Origin of the sequence: Streptomyces sp. NPDC058665 (assembly GCF_042714995.1) — a bacterium.
Classification (GTDB): domain Bacteria; phylum Actinomycetota; class Actinomycetes; order Streptomycetales; family Streptomycetaceae; genus Streptomyces.
The window spans coordinates 19,746-36,416 of the sequence record NZ_JBHXRX010000075.1 but is presented as its reverse complement, the minus strand read 5'-3'; the positions used below and the strand labels follow the sequence as shown (position 1 = coordinate 36,416).

The window sequence follows — 16,671 nt, the reverse complement described above, 5'->3', positions numbered from 1 at the left end:
GTCACGGAGTCCGTCTCCGTGACCCGCCGCGGCTTCGGCGTGCCCGAGTCACGGTGCCCGGCCGGGCACCGTCGCCGGTGGTCCATGGGCGATACGCGCGTCGGTCCCTACATGGTCGGTACATGTTTCCCTGCCCGTTTGGGCGCCCGTTTTGGGGGGTCGGACGGGACGCAGCTCACGTTTAGCCGGCCGAGCTCCGGAAGCCGACCCACCGCTTCGGGCGCCGTTCGGGCGTCGATCGGCGTCAAACGGGCACGGAAACGGGCGTCGGGGTGCGGCATCCCCCGTACGACCAGCACATACGCAAACGAGCAATCGGGCATGAACGGTCACACTCAAAGCAGCGAAGAGCCTGGTCGAGCCGGGGCTCTTGCTTGTAGAAACGACCCATGAGCCCGAACGGGTGCTGAGCCGCAGCAGAGCAGGGAAGTGTGTGTCGTGGACACGGACGAACGCCGACGAGAGATTCTTGAGATCGCCCGACGTGACGGGTCGGTGGAAGTCACCGCCTTGGCCGCCAAGTTGAGCGTGGCCAAGGAGACCGTCCGGCGCGACCTGCACGCCCTGGAGGAGCACGGCCTTCTGCGGCGTACCCACGGCGGCGCCTATCCCGTCGAGAGCGCCGGCTACGAGACGACCCTCGCGGTCCGGACCACCCGCCTCGTACCGCAGAAGTCACGCATCGCCGTCGCCGCCGCCGATCTCATCGGCGACGCGGAAACGGTCTTCATCGACGAGGGCTTCACCCCCCAGCTCGTCGCCGAGGCCCTGCCCAGGGACCGGCCGCTGACCGTCGTCACCGCGTCCCTGGCGGTCGCCAACGGACTCGCCGACGCCGAGAAGATCGCCGTCCTGCTGCTCGGCGGCCGGGTGCGCGGCGGCACCCTCGCCACCGTCGACCACTGGGCGATCCGGATGCTCTCCGACTTCGTCATCGACCTGGCGTTCGTCGGCGCGAACGGCATCTCGCGCGAGTACGGGCTGACCACCCCCGACCCGGCCGTCAGTGAGGTGAAGGCCCAGGCCATGCGCAGCGCCCGCCGGAAGGTGTTCGCCGGCATTCACACCAAGTTCGGCGCGGTGAGCTTCTGCCGGTTCGCCGATGTCGGTGACTTCGAGACGATCGTCACCGACGTCGGACTCCCGTCGGCGGAGGCGCAGCGCTACTCGCTGCTCGGCCCCCAGGTCATCCGCGTCTGACGCGCCCCACCCGTTCTTCGACCCCCGCCGAGGCGGCCAGGGGGCGGGCCCCGTACGGCCTCACGCCCCCACCAAGATCTTCCCCACCCCGAATCCCTCAGACATTCCCACCCCTCACACCCATCTCTCAGCGACACCCGCAACCGAATGATCAGGAGAAACTCATGCCCCTCCAGCAGCGACGACGTGGCATAGGCGTACGTGTGGGCGTGGGAGCGGCCTTGACGGCACTCCTCGCCGGATGCAGCGGCGCGGGCGGCACCACCTCCGAGGACGGTGAGACGGTCAACGTGCTGATGGTCAACAACCCGCAGATGGTGGAACTCCAGAAGCTGACCGCCGCGAACTTCACCAAGGACACCGGCATCAAGGTCAACTTCACCGTCCTGCCGGAGAACGACGTCCGCGACAAGATCAGCCAGGACTTCTCCAACCAGGCCGGCCAGTACGACGTCGCGACCATCAGCAACTTCGAGGTGCCCTTCTTCGCGAAGAACGGCTGGCTGCACACGCTCGACGAGTACGCCGAGAAGGACAAGGCGTTCGACCAGGGCGACATCCTCAAGCCGCTCCGGGACTCCCTGACCGCCGAGGACGGCAAGCTCTACGGCCAGCCGTTCTACGGCGAGTCGTCCTTCCTCATGTACCGCAAGGACGTCTTCGCCGAGAAGAAGCTGACGATGCCCCCCAACCCCACCTGGCAGGAGGTCGCCGACCTCGCCGCCAAGACCGACGGCGCCCAGAAGGGCATGAAGGGCATCTGTCTGCGCGGTCTGCCGGGCTGGGGCGAGGTCATCGCCCCGCTCACGACCGTCGTCAACACCATGGGCGGCACCTGGTTCACCCAGGACTGGAAGGCGCAGCTGACCTCGCCCGAATTCAAGAAGGCCACCAAGTTCTATGTCGACCTCGTACGTGAACACGGCGAGGCGGGCGCACCGCAGGCCGGCTACGCCGAGTGCCTGAACAACATGACGCAGGGCAAGACGTCGATGTGGTACGACGCCACGGCGGGCGCGGGCTCGCTGGAGGCCAAGGACTCCCCGGTCAAGGGCAAGATCGGCTATGTGCCTGCCCCGGTCGACAAGACGGACAGCTCCGGCTGGCTCTACACCTGGGCCTGGGGCATGCAGAAGGCGTCCAAGAACACCGAGAGCGCCTGGAAGTTCATCTCCTGGGCGTCCAGCAAGGAGTACGAGCAGCTCGTCGGCAAGGAGATCGGCTGGGCCAACGTCCCGGCGGGCAAGCGCGCTTCGACGTACATGAACGCCGACTACCGCAAGGAAGCGGCCGCGTTCGCGGATGTCACATCGGAAGCCATCTCCAGCGCCAACCCGCGTGACCCCGGCACCCAGCCCCGTCCGACCGTCGGTATCCAGTTCGTCGGCATCCCCGAGTTCACCGACCTCGGCACGAAGGTCTCGCAGGAGATCAGCGAGGCCATCGCCGGCCGCCAGTCGGTCGACGAGGCCCTGGAAGCTTCCCAGAAGCTCGCCGAGAAGGTTGCCGAGGAGTACCGGTGAGCACTTCTGTCAGCGCCGCACCGCCCGCCCCACCGGGCCAGTCCCCGCCGGCCAAGTCCCGCCCCCCGGCGGGACCCCGGTCCGGCGGGGCGCGCGCCTGGGCCACCCGTGCTCCCCTCCTCCCGGCTCTTATCTTTCTGATAGCCGTCACCCAACTGCCCTTCGTGGCAACGCTGTTCATCTCGCTGTTCGACTGGAACTCGCTCAACCCGGACGCCCGCAGCTTCTCCGGGCTCGACAACTACGGCTCCGTCTTCACCGACGCGGACCTGCGTGACTCGGTGTTCACCACGATGCTGCTCACCGCCACCGTGGTGATCGCCAGCGTGGTGCTCGGACTGCTGCTCGCCCTGCTGCTCGACCGCAAGTTCATGGGCCGCGGCCTTGTCCGTACGCTGCTCATCACCCCGTTCCTGCTGGTGCCCGTCTCGGCCGCGCTGCTGTGGAAGCATGTGCTCTACAACCCCGAGTACGGCCTGCTGAACGGCGGTTGGGCCTGGTTCACCGGACTGTTCGGGGTCGAGAACGCCTCACAGCCCGACTGGATCTCGGACATGCCGCTGCTCGCCGTCGAGGCGTCGCTCGTCTGGCAGTGGACGCCGTTCATGATGCTCATCCTGCTGGCCGGGCTGCAGAGCCGGCCGCTGGACATGATGGAGGCAGCGCGCCTGGACGGCGCGAACGCCTGGCAGATGTTCGCCTTCCTGACCCTGCCGCATCTGCGCCGCTACCTCGAACTGGGCGTCCTGCTCGGCTCGATCTACATCGTGCAGAACTTCGACGCCGTGTTCACCATCACCGCGGGCGGACTCGGCACGGCCAACCTCCCGTACACCATCTACCAGACCTTCTACCAGGCTCACGAGTACGGACTGGCGTCCGCGGCAGGCGTGGTCGTCGTGATCGGCACCATCGTGATCGCGACCTTCGCCCTGCGCGTCGTCTCGTCCCTCTTCAGCGAGGAGGCGGGGCGCGCATGAGCACACTCTCCGCACCGAAGACCGCCGACGCCCCCGGCAAGGCGTCCACCTCTGCCCAGCACACCGACACCTACGGCCCCGCGGCCCGGCGCGCCAAGCGGCGCTCCACGGCGCTCGGCCTGCTGGCCTGGGTGGTCGGCGTGGTGTTCTGCTTCCCGGCGCTGTGGATGTTCCTCACGTCCCTGCACTCCGAGGCGGACGCGGCGACCAACCCGCCGTCCCTCACCGCGCCGCTCACCTTCGACAACTACAGCAACTTCTTCGGCGCGGACGGCGGGGCGAGCCCCTGGCCGCCGCTCATCAACTCGGTGACGGCATCCCTGTTCTCGACCCTGTTCGTCCTCGTACTGGCGCTGCCGGCGGCGTACGCGCTGTCCATCAAGCCCGTCCGCAAGTGGACGGACGTGATGTTCTTCTTCCTCTCCACGAAGATGCTGCCGGTCGTCGCCGGACTGCTGCCGGTGTATCTGTTCGCCAAGAACATCGGGATGCTGGACAACATCTGGCTGCTCGTCATCCTCTACACCTCGATGAATCTGCCGATCGCGGTCTGGATGATGCAGTCCTTCCTCGCGGACGTGCCGGTCTCCATCATCGAGGCCGCACAGGTGGACGGCGCCCGGCTGCACACCGTTCTGATCCGGGTCGTGGCACCCGTCGCCGCCCCCGGTATCGCCGCCACCGCGCTGATCTGCTTCATCTTCAGCTGGAACGAACTGCTCTTCGCCCGGGTCCTCACCGGCGTGACAGCGCAGACAGCGCCCGTCTTCCTGACCGGATTCGTCACCAGCCAGGGCCTCTTCCTCGCCCAGCTGTGCGCCGCTTCCGTCGTCGTGTCACTGCCGGTGCTCGCCGCCGGCTTCGCCGCCCAGGACAAACTCGTCCAGGGCCTCTCTCTTGGAGCCGTCAAATGAGGGCAGCGATCGTCGAAGGTGTCGGCAAGGTGTCCGTCACCACGGTCCCCGATCCGACCCCGGGCCCGCGTGACGTCGTCGTGTCCGTCGCCTCCTGCGGCATCTGCGGCACCGATCTGCACATCCTCCAGGGCGAGTTCGCGCCGACCCTGCCGATCCTCCCGGGCCATGAGTTCGCCGGCGAGATCGTGGGCATCGGTTCGGAGGTCACGGAGCTGGCGGTGGGCGACAAGGTCGCCGTCGACCCGTCCCTGCACTGTCACGAGTGCCGCTACTGCCGGGCCGGGCGCGGCAACCTCTGCGACCGGTGGAACGCGATCGGGGTCTCCGTCCCCGGCGGCGCCGCCGAGTTCGCCGTGGCGCCCGTCGCCAACTGCGTCAAGCTCCCGGACCATGTGGACGTACGGGACGCGGCGCTCATCGAGCCGCTGTCCTGCGCCGTACGCGGCTACGACGTGCTGAGCAGCACGCTCGGCGCCGAGGTGCTGATCTACGGCTCGGGCACGATGGGCCTGATGATGCTGGAGCTGGCCAAGCGCACCGGCGCCGCCGCGGTCGACGTCCTGGACATCAACCCCGAGCGGCTGGCCACCGCTTCCAAGCTCGGCTGTTCCCGGTCGGGCGCCTCGGCCGAGGAGTTCGAGCGGCCGGGCGGCTGGGACGTCGTCATCGACGCGACCGGCAACGCGGGCGCCATCCAGGACGGCCTCGGCCGGGTCGCGAAGGGGGGCACGTTCCTTCAGTTCGGCGTCGCCGACTACGCGACGACGGCGGTCATCGAGCCGTACAAGATCTACAACCAGGAGATCACCATCACCGGCTCGATGGCGGTGCTGCACAGCTTCGAGCGGGCCGCCGCGCTGTTCGCCACCGGTGTCCTGGACCCGGCGGTGTTCATCAGCGACCGGCTGCCGCTGGAGCAGTACCCGCAGGCGATCGAGCGGTTCCAGGCGGGCCAGGGACGCAAGATCGTGGTGGAGCCGTGACCGAAGCTCCCGGCGCGGCACCGGATCCCGTACCGGGGCCCGGCGCCGTCCTGGTGCTCGGCGAGGCCCTGATCGACCTGGTGCCCACGGCCGGCGACGCGGAGGCGCACCTGGCCCAGCCGGGCGGCGCCCCCGCGAACGTGGCCACCGGACTGGCCCGGCTCTCCACGCCGAGCTGGTTCGCCGGCGCCCTCGGGAGCGACGGGTTCGCCCGGTCGATCGAGCGGCGGCTGGTCTCGGCGGGAGTCGAGCTCGGCCTCTGCGCCCGGCCGGACCTCCCCACGGCGCTGGCCGTCGCGGACCCGGGCCCCGAGGGCACCGGCTACCACTTCCACCTCCAGGACACGGCGACCTTCCAACTGCCGCGCCGCATGGACGTGGAGCGGTTCGCCGCCGTGTACGTGGGCGGCCTGGCCGCCGTCGTCGAGCCCGCGGCCTCGGCCGTGGCGCTGACGGCGCGCGCGGCGGCGGCCGGCGGCCCGCTGCTGGTGGTGGACCCGAACGTGCGCGAGGACCGTACGCTCGACGCGGCGGAAGGGGCCCGGCTGCTGCGCGAACTGTGCGAGCTGGGCCAGGTCGTCAAAGCCAGCGACGAGGACCTGGCGCGCCTATGGCCGGACTCGACGCCCGACGAGACCTGCCGCAGGCTCGCCGCCGGCGGCCGGCTGGTCGTTCTGACCAGGGGATCGCGGGGGAGTACGGCCTACACGGGCTCGGCAGAACCCGTGTCCGTGCCGGCCGTGCGGGTCGAGGTGGTCAACACCATCGGCGCGGGCGACGCGTTCATGGCTGCCATGATCACCTGGATGGTCTCGCGCGGCGTCCACCCGGGCGGGGCAAGGGAGTTCACCCCCGCGCTCGCCGAGGAGATGCTGGGCTTCGCCTCGCGGGTGGCGGCCTCTGTGGTCGCCCAGGCGGGCACCGAACCATCCCTGCCCTAGCATGTCTGACGCACCGTCAATTCACTGAGCGACGCCGATCGCGGGCAGCGGCCGAGACCGCTGCCCGCGACGGTCCGCTCAGGCCGCCTTGTGACTCCGGCCCGCCAACTGGCGGATGATCTCGGCGTACCGGTACCCGCTCGACTTGATCGTCCTTCGCTGCGACGCGTAGTCGACATGGACGAGGCCGAACCGCTTGTCGTAGCCGTAGGCCCACTCGAAGTTGTCCAGCAGCGACCAGGCGAAGTACCCGGCGAGCGGCACCCCCTTGCGTACGGCGCGTGCGCAGGCCTCCAGATGCTCCTCCAAGTAGCGGGTGCGCTCCGGATCGTCGACCGTCCCGTCGTCCAGCAGGACGTCCGGATACGCCGAGCCGTTCTCGGTGACGTACACGCGCTGTGCGCCGTACTCCCTGGTCAGCCGAAGCAGCAGCGTCTCCAGGCCGTCCGCGTGCACCTCCCAGTCCATGGCCGTGTGGCGTACGCCGGGCAGATAGACCTGCTTGGCGTACGGCGCGGGCCCGGCCGGGTCGTCGGCGACGACCTGGCGGAAGTAGTAGTTCAGCCCCAGCCAGTCCAGCGGCGCGGCGATGGTCTCCAGGTCCCCCGGGCGCTCGGGCAGCTCCACCCCGTACAGATCGAGCATGTCCTGTGGGTAGCCGCGCCCGTGGACGGGGTCCAGCCACCAGCGGTTGACATGGCCGTCGGCCCGTACGGCCGCCGCCCGGTCCGCCTCGCGGTCGGTGGCCGGCTCGATCGGGCTGAGGTTGTTGACGATGCCGATCCGGGCGCCGGAGGAGGCCGCGCGGATCGCCTGGACGGCGAGTCCATGACCGAGATGCAGATGGTACGAGGCGTGCACGGCGGCCTTGAGATCTGTCAGCCCCGGCGCCATCGTGCCTTCCAGATGGCCGATCCAGGCGGAGCAGAGCGGCTCGTTGAGCGTCGCCCAGTCGGTCACCCGGTCGCCCAGGCGCTCGGCGACGACGGAGGCGTAGGCGGCGAAGTGCTCGGCCGTCTCGCGGGCGGGCCAGCCGCCGCGGTCCTGGAGCGTCTGCGGGAGATCCCAGTGGTAGAGGGTGGCGAACGGGGTGATGCCCGCCTCCAGCAGGCTGTCCACCAGCCGGTCGTAGAAGCCGATCCCGGGCTCGTTCACCGGCCCGTCGCCGCCGGGGACGACGCGCGGCCAGGCCAGCGAGAAGCGGTACGAACCGACGCCGAGGCGCTTCATCAGCCCGATGTCCTCGGGGACCCGGTGGTAGTGGTCGCAGGCGATGTCCCCGGTGTCGCCGTTGTCGACGGCACCGGGGGTGTGCGAGAAGGTGTCCCAGATCGAGGGGGAGCGGCCGTCCTCGGCGACGGCGCCCTCGATCTGGTAGGCGGCGGTGGCGACGCCCCAGACGAAATCGTGGGGGAGGGCGTTGAGTTCGTTCACGGACTGCCTTTCCGGAGAGGGCACTTGAGGATTCTGACGAGCATTCACGTGACGGTGCGTCACTTCACCGCGCCCGCCGTCAGACCCGCCACGAGATAGCGCTGGAGAAGCAGGAATCCGGCGACGACCGGCACGCTGACGACGAGCGAGGCCGCCATGATCTGGTTCCAGTACACGTCGTTCTGGGTCGCGTAGCCCTGGAGACCGACGGCGAGCGTGCGCGTCTCGTCGTTCGTCATCACGGACGCGAAGAGGACCTCTCCCCAGGCCGTCATGAACGCGTAGACCGCCACGGCCACGATCCCGGGGATCGCGGCAGGCACGACCACCCGGAACAGCGCGCCGAACGGACCGCAGCCGTCCACCATCGCCGCCTCGTCCAGATCCCTCGGGATGGAGTCGAAGTACCCGATCAGCATCCAGATGGAGAAGGGCAGCGAGAACGTCAGATAGGTCAGGATGAGCCCGCCGCGCGACCCGTAGAGGGCGACGCCCGTGCTGTTGCCGATGTTGACGAAGATCAGGAACAGCGGGAGCAGGAAGAGGATGCCCGGGAACATCTGCGTGGAGAGCACCGTCACGGTGAAGACGCGCTTGCCCCTGAACCGGTAGCGGCTCACGGCGTACGCGGAGAACACCGCGATCGTCACCGACAGCACCGTCGCCGCACCCGCCACGAGAAGGGAGTTCATGAAGTAGTGCGCGAGCGGGACGGTGTCCCAGATGTCGAAGTACGGGCGGATCGTGATCTCGGAGGGGATCCACTGGAACGTGTCGGTCACGTCCTCCAGCGGCTTCAGTGAACTGCTGACCATCACATAGACGGGCAGCAGGGCGAAGGCGGTGAGGAACGCCAGGATGATCCGGCGCGTCCAGCGGAAGGAAGCCGGAGGAGCGAGAGGAGATCTGGCCTTGTCGGCCAGGGCCTTAGACGGCACCGGAGCCCTTCCTTCCGCGCGAGGTGGCCACCAGATAGACCGCCGTGACCAGCAGCAGGAAGAGCAGCAGCAGGACGGACATCGCGGAGCCCGTGCCGAAGTTCCAGGTGACGAACGACGACTGGTAGATATGGATCGAGATGAGGTCGGCGGCCTCGGGCGCCGACTCGCCGAACAGGACGTACGGCGTGTTGAAGTCGTTGAACGTCCACAGGAACAGCACCAGCACCAGCACCTGGTTGACCGGGCGCAGCGACGGCAGGGTGATCTTGCGGATCTGCTGCCAGATGCCCGCGCCGTCGATGGACGCCGCCTCGTAGAGTTCGCGCGGGATGTTCTGGAGCCCCGCCATCAGCATCAGGAAGGCGAACGGCCAGGACTTCCAGACGGCGACGACGACGAGTGCGATGAAGCTGTTGTCACCGATCAGCCAGAAGGACGGCTCGTCGGTGAGGCCGAGCTGGTTGTGCAGGACATGGTTGATCATGCCGTTGTCGCGCTGGAACATGAACGCCCAGGTGATGACCGCGGCGTACACCGGCAGGGCGTAGGGCGTGAGGAAGACCGCCCGCAACAGGCCCCGGCCGCGGAAGTTCTCCTGGAGCGTCACGGCCGCGGCCATGCCGAACAGCCAGGAGAGGCCGACCGTGATGACCGTGAAGAGACAGGTGACGTAGAACGAGTGGAGCAGCGCCTCGCCGAGCGGGGCGTCGAAGTCGACGGCGATCTTGTAGTTGTCGAAGGCCCGCCACGGAGCGTTGCCCCAGTTGTTGATGTAGAGCTGGGTCAGTTCGCGGAAGCTCATCACGATCCCGATGACCATCGGGACGATGTGCACGAGCAGTTCGAGCAGGACGGCCGGGAGCAGCAGCAGGTAGGGCAGCCCGCCCTGGCGGATCCGGTCGGGGATGCGCGGCAGCCGTCGCCGCCGCGCGCCCCCGTCGCCCTGGTCCGCACCGCTGCCCGACTCGCGTACGGGGGGAGTCACGGTGGACGTCATGGGCGGTGCCTCACTGCTGCATCTGCTGCTGGGCCTTGTCCAGCCGCTTCTTGACGGACTCGGTGGTCACCGGGGTCCCTGAGGCGGCGTCCGCCCACAGGTCCTTGACGGCGGTGCCGACGGCGGTCTCGAACTGCGACTCCTCGGGCACCTGGGGGAGCGGCGCGGCGCTGCCCGCGAGGGTGTCGCGCAGGACCTTCAGGTCGGGCGCGGCGAACGCCGGGTCGGACTGGGCGGCGGCGACGGGCGGGATGGAGCCGTAGGTCTTGTTGAGGAGCTTCTGCTCGGCGTCGCTCGTCATGAACTCGACGAACTTCTTGGCGCCTTCGATGTTCTTGGTGCTCTTGAAGACGGCGATGTTGATGCCGGCGACCATGGAGTTCACCTGCTCGCCGGTGCCGGGTGCGCCGGACGGCACGGGCACGGGGGCCGCGCCCCAGTCCTCGGGCTTCATGCCCTGCGAGGCGAACGTCGATGCGGCGGCCTGCCACAGCACCATCGCGGTTTTGCCCTTGGCGAAGTCGGTCAGCGACTGGTTCTGGGCGTACTCCGCGTTGCCCGGGGCGATGATCTTGTCCTTGGCCATGAAGTCGATGTACTGCTTCACGGCGGCCACATTGCCGTCGGTGGTGAACGTCGGCTTGCCGGACGCGTCGAAGAAGTCGTCGCCGTGCTGCTGGCCGAGCGCGAAGACCTGGTGGATGTTGTTCGACAGATTGCCGCCCTCGGCGCCCAGCGCCCACTTGCCGTCCTTGGACAGCTTCTTGCCGTCGGCGACCAACTCGTCCCAGGTGGCGGGCGGTCCGTCGATACCGGCGTCCGCGAACATCTGCTTGTTGTAGTAGAGCGCGTACGCGAGCGAGTACAGCGGTACGGCCGTCGGCGGCTGCCCCTCCGCACCGGCGGACGCGACGGCCGAGTCGACGAAGCGGTCCCGGCCGCCTATCGCCTCGAAGTTCTTGTCGTCCCAGGGCAGCAGCGCGCCGGTCGCCTGGAGCGAGGCCGACCAGGTGTTGCCGATGTTGAGAACGTCCGGGCCCTGGCCGGACGTGGTGGCCGCCAGGATCCGGGTGAGCAGGTCGGACCACGGCACCACTTCGAGCTTGACCTTGATCCCCGTCTCCTTCTCGAACTTCTTCAGCTCGGGAGTGAGGATCTTCTTGTCCGCCTCGATGTTCGGGCCCTGGTTCGAAGCCCAGTAGGTGAGCGTCTTCGGTGAGTCGTTGCTGCCGCCCTCGTCGGTGGACGTACCGCCGCCGCATCCGGTGACGGTGGCGGCGAGTGCGGTGACAAGGGTGATGGCTGCTGCGGCTCTGGTTCGGCGCATGGAACGGCCCCTTTCCGGGGTGGCCGCGTTCGAGAGTCGAACACGGCCTCACGGCTTAATTTATGTCGTGATTTAAGAGGTGAGGGAAGGTCGCGTCAAGGTCTGGGGCCGGGGTATGTTGCCTGCTGGGAAGGAGCACCATGGCCGAACGGGACAGAAGAACAGTGCGTGACCTGCGCCGGGGCAACCGGGCGAGGGTGTTGCAACGGTTGTATTTCAACGGGCCCCTGAGCCGTCAGGAGCTCGGTCCCGCGACCGGTCTGAGTTCAGGTTCCATCAGCAACGTCGTCACCGAACTCGCCGCCGAGCGCCTCCTGGAGGAGGCCGGAGTGGTCGACTCCGACGGCGGCAGACCGCGCACGCTGCTGCGTGTCGCCCCCGGCGGCGCGCTCCTCATCGGCATCGACATCGGCGAGACCCGCGTCCGCGTCGAGCTCTTCGACCTCTCCCTGACCGAACTCGCCCGCACCGAACGGCTGTTGGCGCAGCACGGCCACGACGTGGAACGTATCGTCGCGCACGTCCGCACCGGCGTCGCCCACGTCCTGCGGGACGCCGGGGCCGACCCGCGCGAACTCCTCGGCATCGGCATCGGCGTCCCCGGCATCATCGAGCGCGAAGGCCCCGAGGGCGCGGTCGTGCACGGACAGACCATGGGCTGGGCCGCCGTTCCCTTCGAGAAACTGCTGCGCACGGCCGTCGATATACCGGACGAGGTCCCGCTCTTCATCGACAACGGCGCGAAGACCCTGGGCCAGGCCGAGATGTGGTTCGGCGGCGGCCGGGGCGCGGGGACGGCGGCCATCGCACTCATCGGTTCAGGAGTCGGCGCGAGCGTGATTCACGGTGGCGAAGACGGCGCGCTCGACGGGAACCACCGCAGCAGCGCCCTCGAATGGGGCCACACCACCGTGCAGCTGCGTGGACGTCGTTGCCGCTGTGGTTCCATCGGCTGTCTGGAGGCGTACGCGGGCGCGGAGGCGATGCGCGAACGCTGGCAGGAGGCGGGCGGTCCGCTCCCCGCCGACGCGGACGACGAGACGGCCCTCGCGGCCCTGCTGGCCGCGGCCTTCCCGCCGCCGGGCGGTCCGGCGCCCGACCAGGTCGCGGTGTCACTGCTCGACGAGACGGCGGAATGCCTCGGCGCGGCCGTCGCCGACCTGATCAACCTGTTCCTGCCCGAACGGGTGTTGCTCGGCGGCTGGGCCGGTCTCCAGATCGGCCCGCACCTGCTGCCGGACATCCGCCGCTACGCGCGCGAGTACGCGCTGCGGCACACAGGGGCGCGGACGACCGTCGAGTTGGGGCGCCTCGGCCCCGACGCGGTGACGGTCGGCGCGGCGACGCTGCCGCTGTCGGACTTCCTGGCGCGCGGGGGGACACGGCCGTTGCCGGACGAGACGGCTCGGCCGGGGAGCACGCGCGGGGTGGTGCCGGCGGACCGGTGGTCACGCACCACACCACCGACGCTGGAGACGAAGCCCTGACGGGCCGCAGGGCGCGTCGGAACGGTCAGGCCGACGCCCGGACGACCAGGGTGGGTTCGAAGATCACCGATGTCACCGGACGGTCGGGGCGGGACAGTCTGTCCAGCAGCAGTCGCGCCATCTCCGCCGCCATGTCCTCCACCGGCTGACGCACCGTCGTCAGCGGGGGGCGGCAGGACGCCGCCGCGCGGCTGTCGTCGAAGCCGATCACCGCGACGTCCTCCGGCACCCGCAGTCCCCGCTCGCGCAGCACCTGACACGCCCCCACCGCCATCAGGTCGTTCGCCGCGAACAGCCCGTCCAGATCCGGGTGTTCGGCGAGCAGCCGCTCCATCGCCGAGGCGCCGCTCTCCTCGGTGAACTCGCCCTCGGCGACGGGGATGTACGGATGCCCGTGCCGGGCCATCGTGTCCCGGAAGCCCGCCAGCCGGTCCTGGCCCGCCGGTACGTCGAACGGTCCCGCGATCGTCGCGATCCGCCGGCAGCCGCGGGCCAGCAGATGCTCGGCGGCCAGCCGGGCGCCGTCCTGGTGGGCCAGGTCGACATAGCTGATCCGTACCGGACGGGCGGGGCGCGCGTACAGCACGGCGGGCAGACCGGCGTCCGTGATGAGCGCGGGCAGCGGGTCCTCCGCGTGGGTCGAGACGACCAAGGCGCCGTCGGCGCTGCCCTGACGGAGGTACGACACCACCTCGTCCCGCGTGCGAGAGGTCTCGGCGAACATGAGCACCGGGTGAATCCCGCGCGGACGCAGGAAGTTGACGACGCCCGTCACCACCCGGCCGAAGAACGGGTCGGCGAAGACCTCGGTCATGAACGAGCCCACACCGCCGCCGAATCCGGCGCTCTCCCCGTCACCCCCGCGGCTCCCCGGGGCGGCGGACACCGAGGGCCCCGCCGTCGCGGCGACCGGCGGCGGGTCGTCCCCCGCGCCCGAGACCACCAGGGCGATCGAGTCCGCCTTGCGGGTGACCAGCGAGCGGGCTGCGCGGTTCGGTGTGTAACCAGTGACCGCCACCGCGTCCCGTACGGCCGCCTGGATCACCGGATCGACGTTGCGCACACCGTTGATGACGCGGGAGACGGTGGCGCGCGAGACTCCTGCCGCCTTGGCGACGTCCTCCAGCGTGGGCGCGCCGGCCGCTCGTGAATCCTCCGTCATGAGCGTATTTATAGCATCAGCGGAGAGCGCTCTCCATCGACGGACCCGCCGTGAGCGGCCCTGTCGCCCGCACCGTGAGAGTCGCGCGCAGCGGCAGTTCTCCCGACGAAGACCCCGCCAGGAGCGTGAACTTGCCCGGTTCCGTCTCCCAGCGGCCGTGCTCCGTCGACCAGTGCGACAGCGCCCGCGCCCCGAGCCGTACGGTCGCCACGGCCTCCTCGCCGGGACCGGCCTCGACCGCCGCGTAACCCGCCAGCACGCGCACCGGCCGGTCGACCGCCGTGTCCGGGCGGGCCAGATAGACCTGGACGACCTCACGGCCCCTGCGCGGGCCGGTGTTGCGCAGCCGTACGCGTACGTCGACGGCCTCCCCGGACCCGCGCACGGTGTCCGGCGCCTCCAACTCCTCGTACTCCCACGTGGTGTAGCCGAGCCCGTGGCCGAACCAGTACGCGGGCTCCGCCCCGGCCCGCAGCCACGCGCGGTGGCCGATGTGGACGCCCTCCTCGTATAGAAGGCGCCCGCCGCGCGGCCGGGTCTCCAGCACCGGGACGTCCTCCTGGGCCAGCGCCCAGGTCGTCGGCAGCCGCCCGCCGGGCTCGGCGGCGCCGAACAGCACGTCGGCCAGGCCGTGTCCGGCCTCCTGGCCCGGGAACCAGGTGAGGAGCAGCGCGGGTACGTCACGGTGCCAGGGCAGCGCGACCGGGCCGCCCGAGTTCACCAGCACCACCGTGCGCGGATTGGCGCGGGCCACCGCCCGTACGAGCGTGTCCTGCCCCTCCGGCAGCGCCAGGGACTCGCGGTCACGGCCCTCGGACTCGCTCTCCTCGGTCGTGCCCACCACGACCACCGCGACATCGGCCGCCCGCGCGGCGGCCACGGCGGCGGCGAGAGCGCTCTCCGTGTCACCCGGCGGGGGCGCGGCGGCCAGCAGGGTGGCCACACCCGTTCCCGGGTCGAGCCGGCGCCGGGCCACGACCTCCGCCTCCACGCCCTCGGTCAACTCGGCCTCCGTGCAACGGTAGGGCGGGGAGACATGCACACGGGTGGGGTCGTCGCTGTCGAGCGGGAAGTCACCCGTCAGGAGCGTCCGGCCGTCCACCGACAGGGAGATGAGCCCCCAGCCGCCCACCCCCAGCGTCCAACTGCCGCTCTCCGTTGGGCGGACGAGCGCGCGGATCTCCACTGTGACGGCGCCGGGGACGCGGGCCGGTTCCACGATGCGGCCCGACAGCCGGTGTTCGGCGTGCAGTTCGGCACCCTCGGCGTCCAGCAGCGTCACGAGAACGCCCGGTTCACCGTCGCGCGGGTCGCGCGTCCAGGCCGGGGCGAGGGGGCGCGGGCGGGTGTGGGGCGGCAGGCCGGGTGTGTACGTCACCTCGGCGGCTCGGCCCAGCGCCGCCTCGACCCCCTCCAGCGGTGTGACCACGGAGGAAGGGAACACCTCGGCGCTGCCGCCCCCTTGGATCCGTACGTCCGCCGCGTGCGGGCCGATGACGGCGACGCGGCGCGTACGGGCCGGATCCAGCGGCAGCAGGCCGCCCTCGTTGCGCAGCAGGACCGTGCCGGCGGCGACGGCCCGGCGCAGCAAGGCCCGTTGCCCGGTGTGCGGGGTCAACAGCCGCCGGACGGGCCCTCGGGGGTGTCTTGCCGATCTCGCCGGGCTCGCGGTCCCTGGCACCGCGCCTTGCCGCGTTGTCGTCGGTCGCCATGGCTCCGCCATGCCTCCCTCCTCCGCCTTGCGATGCACGCCACCAGCCCCCGCTCCCTGATCCGGCGTGATCGACAAGACACCCCCCAGCGCACCCACCCGGCGAGCGAGCCGGAGCAGCCGTCGTACCTTGTCGTCGATCAGCGCCTCGTCGATCAGGCCCGCCCTCACGGCGTCGAGCAGTCCGGCCGCCCAGGGGCTGTCCGGGCCCGGCATGGCGAGGTCCTGGCCCGAGCGTGCGCTGTCGAGCAGGGTGCGCACCGCACCCCAGTCGGAGACGACCAGCCCGTCGAAGCCCCAGCCGCCGTACGGCGTCCCGCTCCCGTCGGCCGGTCCGTTCGCATCCCCCGGCCGGTCTCCCTTCAGCGGCAGTTCCAGGAGCGAACTCGCCGACATCGTGTCGCCGTTGACCTTGTTGTACGCGGACATCACCGCCCAGACACCGGCGTCCACAGCCGCCTCGAACGGGGCCAGATAGACCTCGCGCAGGGTCCGTTCGTCCACCCGTACATCGACGTGCAGCCGGTCCGTCTCCGCGTCGTTGGCCACGAAGTGCTTGGCCGTGGCCGCCACCCCGCCCTCCTGGACGCCCGTCACGAAGGCGACGCCCGTACGCGCGGTCAGCAGCGGATCCTCGGAGAAGCACTCGAAGTGCCGCCCGCCCAGCGGCGACCGGTGCAGATTCAGGGTCGGCGCCAGCAGCACCTGGACACCCTTGCGACGCGCCTCGGCGGCCAGGAGCCCGCCGAGCTCCCGCACCAACTCCGCGTCCCAGGAGGCCGCGAGAGCGGTCGGCGACGGCAGGACGAGAGAGGTCCGCCGTTCGTCCCAGGCGTCGCCGCGCACGCCGGCCGGTCCGTCGGACATTGTCAGGGGACGGAGCCCGACGGCCGGTTCGCCGTACGTACGCCAGTTGCTGGCCCCCGTCAGCAGACGCACCTTCTGCGCGGTGTCGAGTTTCTCCAGCAGCCGCTCGGTCTCGTCCTCGGCCATACCGCCCCTTCAATCCTGTTGGAGAGCGCTCTCCCGTCGACTGCCCAAGACTCGCCGGACGGTCCGTCGGCTGTC

Annotated in this window: 13 protein-coding genes; 7 read left to right on the top strand and 6 right to left on the bottom strand. The window is 70.1% G+C overall.

Annotation, left to right across the window (positions count from 1 at the left end; all coding sequences use genetic code 11):
- The first annotated feature begins 438 nt into the window (after positions 1 to 438).
- The 6 genes from ACFWV8_RS33115 to ACFWV8_RS33090 all read left to right on the top strand — a co-directional run bounded on the left by ACFWV8_RS33115 (position 439) and on the right by ACFWV8_RS33090 (position 6,544).
- Positions 439 to 1,200: a DeoR/GlpR family DNA-binding transcription regulator gene (locus tag ACFWV8_RS33115; RefSeq protein WP_189108449.1), complete on the top strand. Its 762-nt coding sequence runs from the start codon at positions 439 to 441 to the stop codon at positions 1,198 to 1,200.
- A 164-nt stretch (positions 1,201 to 1,364) separates the two neighbouring features.
- A complete protein-coding gene (locus tag ACFWV8_RS33110) occupies positions 1,365 to 2,723 on the top strand; it encodes a sugar ABC transporter substrate-binding protein (protein ID WP_329378338.1) in 1,359 nt (452 codons plus the stop codon).
- Positions 2,720 to 3,703, top strand: a complete 984-nt coding sequence (locus ACFWV8_RS33105; protein WP_384212852.1) for a carbohydrate ABC transporter permease — start codon at positions 2,720 to 2,722, stop codon at positions 3,701 to 3,703. The genes ACFWV8_RS33110 and ACFWV8_RS33105 overlap by 4 nt, the downstream gene beginning before the upstream one ends.
- Entirely contained in the window at positions 3,700 to 4,617 is a 918-nt protein-coding gene (locus ACFWV8_RS33100; RefSeq protein ID WP_384212847.1) for a carbohydrate ABC transporter permease, read from the top strand. Before ACFWV8_RS33105 ends, ACFWV8_RS33100 begins: the two co-directional genes overlap by 4 nt.
- Positions 4,614 to 5,603: a zinc-dependent alcohol dehydrogenase family protein gene (locus tag ACFWV8_RS33095; RefSeq protein WP_329378332.1), complete on the top strand. Its 990-nt coding sequence runs from the start codon at positions 4,614 to 4,616 to the stop codon at positions 5,601 to 5,603. The genes ACFWV8_RS33100 and ACFWV8_RS33095 overlap by 4 nt, the downstream gene beginning before the upstream one ends.
- Entirely contained in the window at positions 5,600 to 6,544 is a 945-nt protein-coding gene (locus ACFWV8_RS33090) for a PfkB family carbohydrate kinase (RefSeq protein WP_384212840.1), read from the top strand. The genes ACFWV8_RS33095 and ACFWV8_RS33090 overlap by 4 nt, the downstream gene beginning before the upstream one ends.
- 78 nt (positions 6,545 to 6,622) lie before the next feature.
- Here the strand turns inward: ACFWV8_RS33090 and ACFWV8_RS33085 are convergent, their stop codons facing one another.
- From ACFWV8_RS33085 to ACFWV8_RS33070, 4 genes are read right to left on the bottom strand one after another with little or no spacing between them, the layout of a single operon-like run.
- On the bottom strand, positions 6,623 to 7,978 hold the full coding sequence (locus tag ACFWV8_RS33085) for a GH1 family beta-glucosidase (RefSeq protein ID WP_384212873.1): 1,356 nt from the start codon (positions 7,976 to 7,978) through the stop codon (positions 6,623 to 6,625).
- 59 nt (positions 7,979 to 8,037) lie between these two features.
- Entirely contained in the window at positions 8,038 to 8,916 is an 879-nt protein-coding gene (locus ACFWV8_RS33080) for a carbohydrate ABC transporter permease (RefSeq protein WP_384212837.1), read from the bottom strand.
- Positions 8,906 to 9,916: a carbohydrate ABC transporter permease gene (locus tag ACFWV8_RS33075; protein ID WP_384212832.1), complete on the bottom strand. Its 1,011-nt coding sequence runs from the start codon at positions 9,914 to 9,916 to the stop codon at positions 8,906 to 8,908. Before ACFWV8_RS33075 ends, ACFWV8_RS33080 begins: the two co-directional genes overlap by 11 nt.
- A 10-nt stretch (positions 9,917 to 9,926) precedes the next feature.
- Complete coding sequence (locus ACFWV8_RS33070) at positions 9,927 to 11,243, bottom strand: extracellular solute-binding protein (RefSeq protein ID WP_384212826.1); 1,317 nt, start codon at positions 11,241 to 11,243, stop codon at positions 9,927 to 9,929.
- Between the two features lie 140 nt (positions 11,244 to 11,383).
- On the opposite strand from ACFWV8_RS33070, the gene ACFWV8_RS33065 reads away from it, so the two are divergent.
- Positions 11,384 to 12,730: an ROK family protein gene (locus tag ACFWV8_RS33065; RefSeq protein WP_384212820.1), complete on the top strand. Its 1,347-nt coding sequence runs from the start codon at positions 11,384 to 11,386 to the stop codon at positions 12,728 to 12,730.
- A gap of 25 nt (positions 12,731 to 12,755) precedes the next feature.
- Here the strand turns inward: ACFWV8_RS33065 and ACFWV8_RS33060 are convergent, their stop codons facing one another.
- Positions 12,756 to 13,892, bottom strand: a complete 1,137-nt coding sequence (locus tag ACFWV8_RS33060) for a LacI family DNA-binding transcriptional regulator (protein WP_384212813.1) — start codon at positions 13,890 to 13,892, stop codon at positions 12,756 to 12,758.
- Between the two features lie 16 nt (positions 13,893 to 13,908).
- Positions 13,909 to 16,596, bottom strand: a complete 2,688-nt coding sequence (locus tag ACFWV8_RS33055; protein WP_384212806.1) for a glycoside hydrolase family 3 C-terminal domain-containing protein — start codon at positions 16,594 to 16,596, stop codon at positions 13,909 to 13,911.
- Positions 16,597 to 16,671 lie beyond the last annotated feature (75 nt).

Bases quoted from the DNA above. Each gene is read 5' to 3' on its own strand.
- ACFWV8_RS33095 (WP_329378332.1), top strand. From the start codon at position 4,614: ATGAGGGCAGCGATCGTCGAAGGTGTCGGCAAGGTGTCCGTCACCACG.
- ACFWV8_RS33075 (WP_384212832.1), bottom strand. From the start codon at position 9,916: ATGACGTCCACCGTGACTCCCCCCGTACGCGAGTCGGGCAGCGGTGCG.
- ACFWV8_RS33070 (WP_384212826.1), bottom strand. From the start codon at position 11,243: ATGCGCCGAACCAGAGCCGCAGCAGCCATCACCCTTGTCACCGCACTC.
- ACFWV8_RS33100 (WP_384212847.1), top strand. From the start codon at position 3,700: ATGAGCACACTCTCCGCACCGAAGACCGCCGACGCCCCCGGCAAGGCG.
- ACFWV8_RS33055 (WP_384212806.1), bottom strand. From the start codon at position 16,596: ATGGCCGAGGACGAGACCGAGCGGCTGCTGGAGAAACTCGACACCGCG.
- ACFWV8_RS33065 (WP_384212820.1), top strand. From the start codon at position 11,384: ATGGCCGAACGGGACAGAAGAACAGTGCGTGACCTGCGCCGGGGCAAC.
- ACFWV8_RS33060 (WP_384212813.1), bottom strand. From the start codon at position 13,892: ATGACGGAGGATTCACGAGCGGCCGGCGCGCCCACGCTGGAGGACGTC.
- ACFWV8_RS33110 (WP_329378338.1), top strand. From the start codon at position 1,365: ATGCCCCTCCAGCAGCGACGACGTGGCATAGGCGTACGTGTGGGCGTG.